This window comes from Aureliella helgolandensis (assembly GCF_007752135.1).
GTDB lineage: Bacteria > Planctomycetota > Planctomycetia > Pirellulales > Pirellulaceae > Aureliella > Aureliella helgolandensis.
In genome coordinates, this window is sequence record NZ_CP036298.1 from 872099 (window position 1) to 884635 (window position 12537).

Consider the following 12537-nt stretch of genomic DNA (forward strand, 5'->3'; position numbering starts at 1 on the left):
CGACACCTTAGGATACACCAATTCGGAATCCTTGAATTGAGCCCTTGTTTTCCGTTCCAATTCTGCCGCTTTTCCAAAGCTGGGCAAGGGAGGGAGCGACTTGTTGAACTTGGGGCCACTCGCGTTTCCAACTCTGCCCAGCAGTGCACCGTCTTGGGGGGGACGCGGTGCATGTGGTAGGTTAAGCGTCAGCTACCACTGCAGGAGAGAGCGGTGGGCCCGTGGCGCGGTGCTGAAACATCGTGCTGAAAAACTTGCCGCGCAGCTGCCCACTACGCGCTGCCAAAACCAGTCCTTGTTAGGAATCCGAAGTATGAAACCTGAGAACTCGACAGCTATTCCTCTAACCCTTCTAACTTGGTGGGACGTCCGACATGTTGGGTTGGTTGTAAGCCTCGTGCTGTGGCTGGCTGGATCGGGGAGGGCAGCTCCACAACTAGAGAGCGAGGAACCTGGAAATGTTACCGCCACTCCCGTGCCCGGAATGGTTGGCGAGCAGGCATCTGGCGTCCTGCTCCCGACCGGGCAACTGGTTCACCCTGCGGGTGAACTAGCTGAGTTGAAGGGGCGACCGAATGATCTATGCTACAGCGCAGAGGTCGGATTGGTTTTCGTTAAGGATCGTGCGCACCTGCACATCATAGATCCAGTCCAGTGGTCGATCCTGCAGTCGCTGGAGAGCCCTGGAGGGGCCTCGCTCACCGGCATCGTGGTCAGTCGAGCGGGCAACGTCTATTTTTCGAATAGCAAGCAACAGGTGCATGTGTTTGTTCCTGATGGCGGGCCAGCTGCGCAGAACGCTCCGGCTGATTCTCCCGGCAGCTATGTCCTGGCAAGTTCTATTGAGCTTCCGGCAGATTGCTTTCCCTGTGGACTATGCCTGAGCGACGATGAAGAGCAGCTGTTCGTCTGCCTCTCTAAGACCAATTCTGTGGCTGTGATCGACGTGGCAACTTCGGCAGTCGAGCACGTGGTGGACGTTGGGATTTCACCCTTCACAGCTCGGTTTGTGGCTGGGGCACCAGGCCAATTGTTCGTTACAAATCTTGGCGGGCGTCGGGCACGGGCTGGGGAACGCACCGCACCGAGTGCAGGAACGGAAACGCCCGTGGACGAACGGGGCATTGCGAACACATCCATGGTTTCAGTGATCGATTTGGAACAAATGGAAGTTGTCTCCGAGGTTACCGCGGAACTCCACCCGACCGCCATGGCCATCTTGCCTGGGAAACCTCAGCAGGCTGCGACGGTATTGATAACCAACACCAATGACGATTCCGTTACCTTGCTCGACTCCGGATCTCTACAGAGCCGAAACCAACTTGCCAAACCTCTGTTAGATCTTCCTTTCGGCTCGATGCCCAATTCGGCTTGTGTCTCCCCGGATGGCAATTGGTTATTTGTCGGGTTGGCAGGCAATAACGCGGTCAGCGTGTATCGCTTGGACTCCGAGAGAGACTATGCAACGGTCGGATTGGACGAACCTATTGGCTATCTGCCAACAGGTTGGTTCCCCGTTGCGCTGGATTGCAGTGAGACCGATTTGTTCGTGGCAAATCTAAAGGGCTGGGGATCTCGAGCGGACATGCGTGAGGAGTCTAAGGGGAGGAACTCGCACGATCATTCGGGAGTGATTCAAAAGATACCCTTGGCGGATATTTTGGATGATGCACTTCTTTCGCAATGGACGGCCAAGGTGCTGGAGAGCGCTCGAGTCATTCCGGTTGTGAGAGCGGAATTGAACGCGGCCAATCCCGCACCGGTGGTTCCCGTGCCAGAGAAACTAGGCCAACCGAGTTCCTTTAAACATGTAATCTATGTCATCAAAGAGAACCGCACTTACGATCAAGTCTTTGGGGATATGCCGGCGGGCAGAGGCAGTCGAGCCTTGTGCACGTTTCCAGAACGCGTAACGCCCAACCATCATGCCTTGGCCAGCCGATTCGGTTTGCTGGATAATTACTACTGCAATGGTGTCCTTTCAGCGGATGGGCATTCGTGGGCTACGGAGGGCAATGTGACGCCCTACTTGGAGCGCGCCTTTGGCGGATTTTCGAGAAGCTATACGTTTGGAGATGATCCCCTGACATACTCGTCGAGTGGTTTTCTTTGGGATTATGTGCTGGGGGCTGGCTTGACCTTCCGGAACTATGGAGAAATGGACTATGCCAAGCCTCCGCAGGGCATGAAGTATCAGGAAATATGGAAGGCGCATGCTGCTGGCGAGGACTTGCGTTTCGAGCAGAACATTGGAATCGAGCGGCTGAAGCGTTATTCATCTCCCGACTATCCAGGCTGGGGGATGATGATCCCCGACGTGCTTCGGATGAAGCGATTCCTAACCGAATTCGAGCAATTTAAAACTGACGGAACCCTGCCGAACCTCAGTATCGTATATCTCCCGCAAGATCACTTGGGCGGTGGTGTGACGTCCGGGGCGCATATGGCAGACAACGATTTAGCTCTGGGGCAATTGGTTGATGCGGTAAGCCATTCTACGTTCTGGAAAAATACGCTTATCGTTGTGAACGAGGACGATCCTCAGAACGGATACGATCATATTGATGGGCACCGCTCGATCTGTCTGGTGATCAGTGCCTACAGTCGACCGGGGGTGAATCATCACTTTTACAACCAGACGAGCGTCCTGCGTACGATCCTGCACGTGCTGGGGCTACCACCGATGAATCAACAGGATGCAAGATCTCCGTTGATGAAAGAGTGTTTCGTGAACGAACCGAATATGACTCCCTATCAAGTCAGAGAGGCCAACATACCGCTCAACCAGCAACCAGGGGAGGAAAGCAAGCAGTCGTCCACGGAGCGAGATTGGCGGACGAGATTGGCCTCGGTTCCCATTGAGCGGACTGGAATGAAGACGGAACAAGATGAAGACACGCTCAACCGATTTGTGTGGCATGAGATGATGGGCTGGGAAACGCCCTACCCTGCTCACTTGTCAGGCGCACATGGAACGGGATTACGGAAGCTCGGTTTGGAATTCGACGATGGGAGTGCGGAATGATCAACAGCGATCGGAAAGGAATTGTAGGCGTAACCGTTCACGACCTTCCTTATCCACCAACAATTTCAACCGCTGCTTCAGGTTTGAGTTTAAGTCGCTGACAACCGTGAACGGCTACGAAGTATCCAGGCGGACGTTTGGCAGGAAGATGGGGGCAGGAAGATGAATTCCTCTGGCTATTTTCCTGCCAACAACACTCTCTGCTTCACTATACTCGCCCCCGGCCAAACTCAACGGCGAGGAGTAACACCAAGCAAGCTCACCACTGAGAAGCATTTCATCCGTTCGTTCACGACCTTCCTCCCCCATCAGGCAGCCTCAACCGTTGCTTCAGGTATGAGTTTAAGTCGCTGACAACCTTGAACGGTTACTTGTAGGCGGTGCTGCTACAGGTTTTCCTTCGTCAGGGCGCAGCTTTGGCTAACTGTCAGGCCGTGGGTGAAACGCCCCACGCCCCACGAGTTTTGGTCGACGGGGAGGTTGACGGTTACCACGATCCGGTCGGCATTATCGACGACGTTGACGGTCACGCCGTTGCCGGCACCGACTTGCGTCAGGATCCGCTGGGCCTCTAGTTGAGCTTCGGCTGGCGTGCCACCGGGAACGATAGCGGTTCGCGCGCCTTCATAGGCAGCATTGGCGGCGGTGTGTTTCAAGAAGTTGAGGCGAGTGAGTTCGATTGCCGCGAGGAATATCATGAAAATGATTGGGGAGACCAACGCGAATTCGACAGTGGTTACCCCTCTACGCTGCTTGTCGGAACGCACCTTCGGTTGAACGCGTCCTCGTCGTCGGGAGATGAATGGACTCTGACCACTTGCGGGAATCGCTGTAGGGATAAGCAATTGACTTTTGTCTTGTAGTTGAGGATTCATCATTGGTCGCTTTCGGGATCGCGGGGGAGGCGTGCCAGTAGCCTCTTATTCAACGATCACAATCGGCAGGCTGCGAGCCAATTCTCGAAAGGCGTCTCGCAATTCAGTTTCATTGGTGGTTGAGTAGTAGCGCCCGCCGGTCATCTCTGCCATTTGACGGACATCATTCTGCAGGTTGGTGAGCATTGTCACGGCGTGGATCACGACGCCGGCATTCCGAGCATCCGTACCAACTTGTTGGGGTGTGCGTCCTGCATTCCACTGGCCGTCGGTTAGTAGGATGACGATTTTATTGGAGAATGACGACGATTGCCCCCCCGTCAAATGGCCGACCGCCAAATCGACACCGGCGGACAAGTGGGTACCACCCATCATCGGTTTGGTGTTCAGGCTATTGATCGCGTTAGTGACTAGGCTGCGTTGTTGTGCAAAGGTAGTGCTGTCCGATTGTGGCAAGCCGACGTTGAGCGTTGCGGATTGAAACACGGTGCCAGGGGAGATCGGCATCGTGTAGTCCGAGGCCCAAGTCACCAATGAGGTCTTCGGGGCAGGCGTGTAGAGGGCCGCTTCATCGTAGAAAATCTGAACCGCACCGCGAAGGACAGCCCAGCGACTTTGGGTTGGGTGTGGAGCGGAAAGGTGATTGCGCCACATGTCGCCCCAGGCGGTGAAATTGCTGAGGTAAGGATTGTTCGGAGCGTATTCGTAGTCGACGCCTGTCATATCGAAAAGCATGGATCCGGAGCGGTCTAGGCACAAGCAGACTTCAACTTGCTGCTGGCCAGCAGTGGCTTCGGAGCGCGGCGTAAAGGTGGATCGTCCAAGGATACGCCCAAAGTGCAAGGGAATCGCTGGATGGAGCGCATCGCCTCCGGTATTGGCGTCGACGCGCACAGCATTGGGTGGAAAACCTCCTGGGCTGAACTGCCACCGCCCGCCACCGGACTCGACCAAACGTCCGAGAATTACATCCGATTCTGCAATTGCCAGAGGCTGTCCGGCGACCGAGTTCATGGACGCGTACCGCACTGCTTCTGAGCGCGCTAAATCGACATCTTCGGTTCGTGCCAGCGCTTCGGCACCGGCTTTGGCTGCTGAATCCGTAGCAACGCGGAGTTCGGTTCTGACCAACTGCATGTAAGAAAAGTCAACCGTGATGGCAGCGGCGATCGCGAAGACAAAGAGCATGCCCAGAATGAGCATCATCGCCGCCCCGCGGCGACGCGAGGCAAGCAAATTGGATTGGAGCTGGAATTTGCGATTCGACTTCATTTGATTTACCTCGACGCGGAGCAACAGAAAGAAAGGTGGTTGGATGAACTTGAATGTTCAAGTTCAACCAGTAGCCCATATCCAAGCCGGGCGCTAGCAAGCGCGCTACATGCGGACCATCGTGACTTGCTTCTCAAGGACCCTGTTTTCAAGAAGTCTCATTGGATTCATCGAATAGGCCGCAGAAGGGGCACGGACGGTTACCGTGACTTCGGTCCCGCGGGGTGTCGTGGGCGTAATTTCGGGTGTGTAGACCACCGTGTAGTCCGCAACTTCGCGGGCGGCAAGGACTTCGGCAATGCGGGCTGAGGCGGTGGCATTGGTACCGCCAGGCCGCGTGGCGGCTCGAGCACCTTCGTAGGCTGCGATGGTCACCGCTTGCTTTAAGAAAATACCGTCGGCAATTTCGAGGGAAGTGAACACCAGCAATACGATGACTGGCAGCATCAGAGCCGTTTCAACCACGGCAACACCACGCCGGGAAGGGTTGCTCGCCGTCGAAGAACCGACACCACGTCTCATGGAACGTTGATTTTTGCGACGCACGATTTGTTGCTCTGAGGTGTTCACGGTTTCTATTGCGCAGTTAGTTGTTGGGGGAATGTCTTTGAGGGCACGTCCCGCTCTACGAGTAGGGAAACTGTTGTGTTTAGAGGGCTTGCTAAGCTAAACTGAGAAGCCAATTAAACTCTAGGTTACAAATCAAGTCGGTGTGGTTGGAAATTACAAAAAAGAGTTGAATCTTGCTCGGGGCGAGATCTGTAAACTATTCAGCACTAAATAGGCATCGCCAGCACCGTACGCCATTCGTGCGTTCCGAAGCACTAAGGAGCTCTACTATGTCATGCAACGCCGCCACGGCGACACCGCCGTTTTCTCAGACACTATGGGAAGAGATCGCCGATTTTGAATTGGATCAAATTGAAAGCGGTTTGGTATTCTCGGAGCGACTGGCACGTGAGAATGGTTGGACGTTGCCGTATGCGCGTCGCGCGATCGGGGAATATAAGCGTTTTCTCTATCTTGCAGTGACGGTGGAGCATGTTGTTTGTCCCTCGGATGCGGTGGATCAAGTGTGGCACATGCATTTGACCTACACTCGCAGCTATTGGGACGAACTGTGTGGAGGGATCTTGGGAAGGCCGCTGCACCATGGGCCGACAGGTGGAGGGAGCCGCGAACAGGAGAAGTTTTTTAGGCTGTATCAGAGAACGCAGGAATCGTATCGCTCCATTTTCGGAGAGGAGGCCCCTGCGGATGTTTGGCCATCGGCTACACGGCGATTTGGCCAGGACCTGCAGTTTGTCCGAATCAATCGTTCACAGCATTGGATTGTGCCACGTCCGTCCTGGTCGCAATCCATTGTTGGGGCAGCTAGCCTGGGGATGCTCTTCCCGCTGTTCCAAATCGCTGCCAGTCCATTGGATTGGAACGGTCCTACCTTCTTGGTGTTTTACTTCTGCCTCCTGGTAATTGCAGTTGTTGTGAGCTTGCTGGGGAGACTCTGGCTACTGCAAGCGGATGATTCTGAACTGCGGTCGAGGCCCTCTCGCTCCGTCGTTCATCCGATTGAGGCTGCCTGGATGAAAGGTGGAGACGAAGCGGCAATCAAGTGCGCCATGCTCGAACTAGCTCAAGCAAATTCAATTGACTTGGACGGCATGAAGGTGACGATCGGACCGAATTCTGCCAAGTACAAACCGCAGCACCGGGTCAGTCAGCTCGTGCTCAGTAGCATTGCTGGAGCGACGGGTAGCCAGTCGTGGTCTCGACTGCGCCGCGATGTTCGGCACGGATTGCTGGCGACAAGGCAGGGGTTGGAGGAAAAGGGATTGGTTGCGTCATGGTCGGACCGCGCAACAGCGGTTCTACTGCCACTGGCACTCATCGGCGGCGTGGCACTGCTGGGAGCTGCGAAAATCTGGGTCGGTTTCCAACGGAACAAACCAGTGACGTTCTTGATGCTCGGAGAGGTGCTTACGGTGGCCGTACTGGCGGTGACCATCGCGACCATCCCCAAGCTCACGCGCGCCGGTAAGAGGTTGCTACAGCGTCTGCAAGATGATCTTTCGGCAAGTGAACGCAAGAGCATTTCGTTGGCTGGACAAAAAGCGGATGTGGAGGGAACTGCGGAGAATTCGACCCAGAATGATGCACTCCTATGGTCGGCCGCACTGCTGGGGACTGGCTTCCTTGCAATGACTCCTTACGATGCATACGGTAGTTGGTTTGGTGCCCAACGGTCTTCCGGCACCGCAGGGGGTTGCAGTACGAGTGGCTGCGGAGGCGATTCCGGCTGTGGAGGTGGTGGTGGGTGCGGAGGAGGAGGCTGTGGGGGCTGCGGTGGAGATTGAAGCGGAACTCCTGTCATTGCAGCACGTTAGGGGCATTGCAGCGCGTTCGAGCCGTGGACCAAGGCGATCATCGGTCCGCCAAGGAACGCTCCCTGGGTGCCTCTATTCGCTTTCGTGTACCTGGGTGCGTATGCTATGATGAATCCCTAGGTTAATGGGCGTGCGGAAGAAATTGCGCCTGTGAAAAGCAGCCGCCAGTGAAACTAAAACAGTGATATTGCAGGCCAGCAGCGATGTTCCACTGGCAGTAGGCAGTTCCGAGAGCCACTGCGCCGCTCCTCTATAAACAATCCCTTTCATTTAAAATGTCTGGTACATGTTCCCATCCACTCTTCGCGCTTTCCGCTCCTCGATTCGTCAGCAAGGTAGATTCACCGTATGCTGCGCTCGCGACCTGCTGGGGGTTGGCTTGGTGGCTCTATTGCTGTTGGGCCTCGGTGTCGTTAGCCAAGTGCATGCACAGGCAGACGCTCCTGTTGACTTCAACCGAGAGATCCGGCCCTTGCTCAACGAACATTGCGTGAGCTGCCATGGAGGCGTGAAGCAGGCGGCAGATATAAGTTTTGTCTATCGCGATCAGGCGCTCACGGTGATTGAGCCGGGAGATCCAGCAGCGTCCTACTTTCTTGATCGCGTGATGGCAGAGGACAGCGATGAACGGATGCCGCCTGCGGAGCATGGACGCGCGCTCAATGAGCACGAAATTGATTTGCTCCGCCGGTGGATTGCGGAAGGGGCTGAGTGGGGCTCACATTGGGCGTTCGTACCACCGGAGAAAGTGGAGCTGCCAGTAGACGCAGCGGCGGATTGGAGTCGGAGTCGGCTCGACCACTTTATCTTGGCTCGACTGCGACAGGTGGGCTTAGAACCCACGCCTGCGGCAACTCCGGAGCGTTGGCTGAGACGTGTCAGCCTAGATCTCATCGGACTGCCACCCTCTCCTGAAGAGCGGGCCGCATTTTTGGACGCGGTCCACCGCGATGGAGAAGCCGCCTACGAAGCGGAAGTCGACCGCTTGCTCGATTCGCCCGCGTTCGGAGAACGCTGGGCCAGCGTTTGGCTAGACGCGATGCGCTACGCCGATTCTCGTGGTCTGGGGCTCGATGGCCGACGTACCATTTGGAAGTATCGTGATTGGGTGATTCGGGCATTCAACCAAGACATGCCCTACGATCAATTCACCATCCGGCAATTGGCTGGAGATCTCCTCTCTGAACCCACGCTCGACGATCTCGTTGCTACTGCAAGTATTCGGCTTACCCAAACGAATGAAGAGGGAGGCACCGATGACGAAGAATTTCGTGTGGAAGCAGTCATCGACCGTGTGAGCACTACTTGGCAGACTTGGCAGGGATTGTCCTTTGGATGTGTGCAGTGTCATGCGCATCCGTACGATCCCATTCGCCACGAAGAATACTACCAATTCATGGCCTTTTTTAACAACACGGCGGACTGTGATTTGGACAGCGATCAACCGACGGTCCGCGTGCCGCTGGACGATTCCCAAGCTACTCAAGCCGTAGAGCTCGACCGCCAAATCCAGCGGCTTGAGTGGCAGGAATGGGAGCTCGCCAATCGCATTGCAGAGGGGGAGTCGACTTGGCATGCGCTGACCAACATCGCCGTATCGACTGACAATGGGACGCATGTGCAAGTTGCTCAATCGCCGAGTGTCTCCGAGTATCAAACGGTAGGCACGGTCGCCAAGGATACCACCGTGACGTTCGAGGGGGATCTTCCCGATGACTTTCGGCAATTGACCGCTGTCCGCTTCACCGGTTTGCCAGTTGACTCACTCAAGGCACTGCGTGATTCGGAATGGGGATTCGTGATCTCGCATCTCCAATTGGAACTGTTGCCCGGCACCGAGGCGAAGGCGGGAACGGATGCGTGGATCAAGCTCGACATTGCTCGGGTGGTGGCCGATGAGCCGGAGCCGATTCTCGATCCGCAGCAAAGCCTAAACCCGAAATCGTCCCAAGGTTTTGGGGCGTACTCTCGCATCCACTTTCCACGCAGTGCGTCCTTCATCTTGGAGCGGCCGATCGACCTGGCTCCAGGAACTCGCCTCCGCGTTGCACTGAGCCAGAAGATCAACGCCTTGGGAGCCTTTCCGTTGGTCGCGCATCGTGGGCAGATCGCGGTAAGCAACGCCCCGGATTTTTCCCATTGGTGGAGTGCGCCCGACCGGCGTGCGGCTAGGCAGGTCTTGGACAAACTGGTTCGCCAGCGTTCACAGATTGCGTCGGTAGATATCCCGATCGCCCAGGAACGCTACTCGCCACTGGCGCGCCCAACCCACGTTTTTGATCGTGGCGGGTTCCTCAGCAAAACAGAGCTGGTGACAGCGAAAACACCCGCCTTTTTGCCTCCGGTGATCGGCTCCAACCTGATGGGAGAGGCGGCGCACAGCGTGACTCCGGTCAATCGCTTGGACCTCGCCCGTTGGCTGGTGGCACCCGAGAATCCACTCACTTCCCGGGTGATGGTCAATCGCTTGTGGGCCGCAATGTTTGGAGCTGGGATCGTTGAGACGCAGGAGGATTTTGGATCGTCGGGAGCGAATCCCACGCATCCAAGATTATTGGATGATCTAGCCGTTCGTTTTCGAACTGAGATGGGGTGGCATCCGAAAGCGTTGCTCCGAGAAATGGCGTTGAGTTCAACCTATCGCCAATCGTCGGAGGTATCGGCCGAGAAATTAGCACTGGATCCGCAAAACCAACTTCTGAGTCGCGGTTCCCGCAGGCGTTTGTCGGCGGAAACGATTCGCGATCAAGCACTCGCCCTTTCGGGATTGCTTAGTAGCGAACAATTTGGTCCACCTGTCTACCCTCCAATCCCCGATGGGGTGTGGCAACCATTTCAATCTAGCGACAAGTGGAAAACGGCAGGTGCTGACGATGCGGATCGATATCGTCGCACGATCTACACCTACACCAAGCGTTCCATTCCCTTTCCGTTAATGGCCTCCTTTGACGCTCCTTCTCGTGAGTTCTGTTCCGTGCGGAGACTCCCGTCTAACACGCCACTCCAGGCGTTAATGACCATGAACGATACGACCTTTGTCGAGGCCGCCCAGGCCTTGGCCGTCAGAATGCTGAATGACGAAGATCGTTTAGAAGCTCAACTCTCCTTTGGTTTGAGCCTGGTGACAGGGCGAGAGCCGCAAGAGCAGGAGCTAGCAGAGTTGGCCGCCTTGTACCAGCAGAGTGTGGATTTGAGTTGGCCTACAAACGAGGCAGGAGATGGGGACGCAGAAGTTGAAACGCCAGCAAAACCACTGGCGGACCCAAACCAGGCAGCCATGGTGATCGTGGCGGGGGTGCTGTTGAATCTGGACGAAGTACTCAGTCGCTGAGTTGGCCGCCAGTCGGCTTCCACCGCTCCCCCACAAAATGCACTTCAAGGAACCTATCGCGATGTCCCATAAGTCCATCATTCACGAAGCCAACGAACAAGCGTTGCAGTACCAGACTCGCCGGCACTTCCTCAGCCAATGCACAACCGGCCTTGGATCTTTGTGGTTGGCATCGCAGGCCCAAGGGGCCACTCCCAATAAAGTAGGTGGGGATAGTGCGCGGGGATTGCATGTGCCTCCCAAAGTCAAGCGAGTCATCTACTTGCACATGATCGGCGCGCCCAGCCAGCTGGAGTTGTTTGACTACCGACCAGAATTGCAAAAATACGATGGGAAGGATTGTCCTCAAGCCTATTTGGAAGGACAGAGATTCGCCTTCATACAAGGCACGCCTCAAATGTTGGGGCCGCAATATCCCTTCAAGCAACATGGAGCATCAGGAGCTTGGGTTTCGGATCGCCTGCCGCACTTTTCGGAAGTTGTCGACAAAGTCTGCTTTATCAAGTCAATGCAAACAGACCAGTTCAACCACGGGCCTGCCCAGCTTATGGTCCAAAGTGGTCAATCTCGGATTGGCTACCCTTCGATCGGTTCTTGGGTAACGTGGGGACTAGGAACGGAGAACGAGGATCTTCCCGGATTTATTGTGCTACTGTCAGGCGGGCGTTTGCCGCGGGTGGGCAACGCGCTGTGGAGTAGTGGGTTTCTTCCATCGGTGTACCAGGGAGTCCAATGCCGCTCTAAGGGAGACCCCGTTTTGAATGTTTCGAATCCGCAGGGTGTGTCTCGCGATCAACGCCGCGCCGCACTTGACTCTCTTAAACGCCTCAACGAAATGAATCACGCGCAGTTTGGCGATCCGGAAACGTTGACTCGCATATCCCAGTACGAGTTGGCTTTCCGCATGCAAACCGCGGTTCCCGATGCGATGGACATCTCGCAAGAGTCGCCAGCGACCCATGAAGAATATGGTGTGGAGTTGGGCAAGGAGTCTTTTGCAAATAACTGCCTGTTGGCTCGGCGGCTAGCCGAGCGGGGCGTGCGTTTTATTCAACTGTACGACTGGGGCTGGGATACCCATGGATCGAACGAGAGTGAGTCGCTCAATGGTGGATTTAATCGAAAGTGCCAGCAGTCCGACCGTCCGATGACTGCCTTGCTGCGTGACCTCGATCGTCGTGGTCTGTTAGAAGATACGTTGGTCGTGTGGAGCGGTGAGTTCGGGAGAACTTCCATGGCAGAAAATCGAGGCGGTGTGGCCACGCGATTCATCGGTCGAGATCACAATCCCAACGCATTCACGCTATGGATGGCCGGTGGTGGTGTGAAGGCCGGATTTAGCTATGGCGAAACCGATGAAATGGGATATCACGTAGCTGAGAATCCCGTCCAGGTTCGAGATTTTCATGCCACGCTGCAGCGTTTGCTGGGGATCGATTACCAGCGCATGACTTTCCCCTATCAGGGGTTGAACCAAAAATTGACCGGTGTCAAACCTGCCCGCGTGGTGGAAGAAGTCCTGCTGTAGCGCAAAACCACAGGTGCCTCTGGAGTACGTTGACTTTGGAGTGCGTTGACTCGTCATCGCTTTGGAGTGGTTCACGGTGGGTAGTCGTTGGTCCACCGAGCGGTTGTTTTGGGGCTAGGACA

The 12537-nt window shown here is 55.7% G+C and carries 7 protein-coding genes; 4 read left to right on the forward strand and 3 right to left on the reverse strand.

Translation table 11 applies throughout. The features are described 5' to 3' along the window. Positions 1 to 313: 313 nt before the first annotated feature. Positions 314 to 3025: a bifunctional YncE family protein/alkaline phosphatase family protein gene (locus tag Q31a_RS03170; RefSeq protein ID WP_145073894.1), complete on the forward strand. Its 2712-nt coding sequence runs from the start codon at positions 314 to 316 to the stop codon at positions 3023 to 3025. A 386-nt stretch (positions 3026 to 3411) separates the two neighbouring features. Here the strand turns inward: Q31a_RS03170 and Q31a_RS03175 are convergent, their stop codons facing one another. The 3 genes from Q31a_RS03175 to Q31a_RS03185 form a co-directional block, all read right to left on the reverse strand. Further along, positions 3412 to 3903, reverse strand: a complete 492-nt coding sequence (locus tag Q31a_RS03175) for a TadE/TadG family type IV pilus assembly protein (protein ID WP_145073897.1) — start codon at positions 3901 to 3903, stop codon at positions 3412 to 3414. A gap of 42 nt (positions 3904 to 3945) precedes the next feature. Next, the gene (locus Q31a_RS03180; RefSeq protein WP_145073900.1) at positions 3946 to 5172 is read right to left on the reverse strand and encodes a VWA domain-containing protein; all 1227 of its coding nucleotides are present in this window, start codon (positions 5170 to 5172) and stop codon (positions 3946 to 3948) included. A gap of 105 nt (positions 5173 to 5277) precedes the next feature. Next, complete coding sequence (locus Q31a_RS03185; protein ID WP_145073902.1) at positions 5278 to 5694, reverse strand: TadE/TadG family type IV pilus assembly protein; 417 nt, start codon at positions 5692 to 5694, stop codon at positions 5278 to 5280. A 317-nt stretch (positions 5695 to 6011) separates the two neighbouring features. Between Q31a_RS03185 and Q31a_RS03190 the strand changes: the two genes are divergently transcribed. From Q31a_RS03190 to Q31a_RS03200, 3 genes are all read left to right on the forward strand, one after another. Continuing rightward, positions 6012 to 7526, forward strand: a complete 1515-nt coding sequence (locus tag Q31a_RS03190; protein WP_145073904.1) for a TIGR04222 domain-containing membrane protein — start codon at positions 6012 to 6014, stop codon at positions 7524 to 7526. 316 nt (positions 7527 to 7842) lie between these two features. Continuing rightward, positions 7843 to 10887 carry a PSD1 and planctomycete cytochrome C domain-containing protein gene (locus Q31a_RS03195; RefSeq protein ID WP_145073905.1) on the forward strand — a complete coding sequence of 1015 codons (3045 nt, stop codon included), beginning with the start codon at positions 7843 to 7845 and terminating at the stop codon, positions 10885 to 10887. Positions 10888 to 10948: 61 nt separating this feature from the next. Continuing rightward, complete coding sequence (locus Q31a_RS03200; protein ID WP_145073907.1) at positions 10949 to 12415, forward strand: DUF1501 domain-containing protein; 1467 nt, start codon at positions 10949 to 10951, stop codon at positions 12413 to 12415. Positions 12416 to 12537 lie beyond the last annotated feature (122 nt).

What these genes read in the sequence shown, in the direction of transcription:
- Q31a_RS03170 (WP_145073894.1), top strand. Translation starts at nt 314, where the DNA reads ATGAAACCTGAGAACTCGACAGCTATTCCTCTAACCCTTCTAACTTGG.
- Q31a_RS03175 (WP_145073897.1), bottom strand. Translation starts at nt 3,903, where the DNA reads ATGATGAATCCTCAACTACAAGACAAAAGTCAATTGCTTATCCCTACA.
- Q31a_RS03180 (WP_145073900.1), bottom strand. Translation starts at nt 5,172, where the DNA reads ATGAAGTCGAATCGCAAATTCCAGCTCCAATCCAATTTGCTTGCCTCG.
- Q31a_RS03185 (WP_145073902.1), bottom strand. Translation starts at nt 5,694, where the DNA reads ATGAGACGTGGTGTCGGTTCTTCGACGGCGAGCAACCCTTCCCGGCGT.
- Q31a_RS03190 (WP_145073904.1), top strand. Translation starts at nt 6,012, where the DNA reads ATGTCATGCAACGCCGCCACGGCGACACCGCCGTTTTCTCAGACACTA.
- Q31a_RS03195 (WP_145073905.1), top strand. Translation starts at nt 7,843, where the DNA reads ATGTTCCCATCCACTCTTCGCGCTTTCCGCTCCTCGATTCGTCAGCAA.
- Q31a_RS03200 (WP_145073907.1), top strand. Translation starts at nt 10,949, where the DNA reads ATGTCCCATAAGTCCATCATTCACGAAGCCAACGAACAAGCGTTGCAG.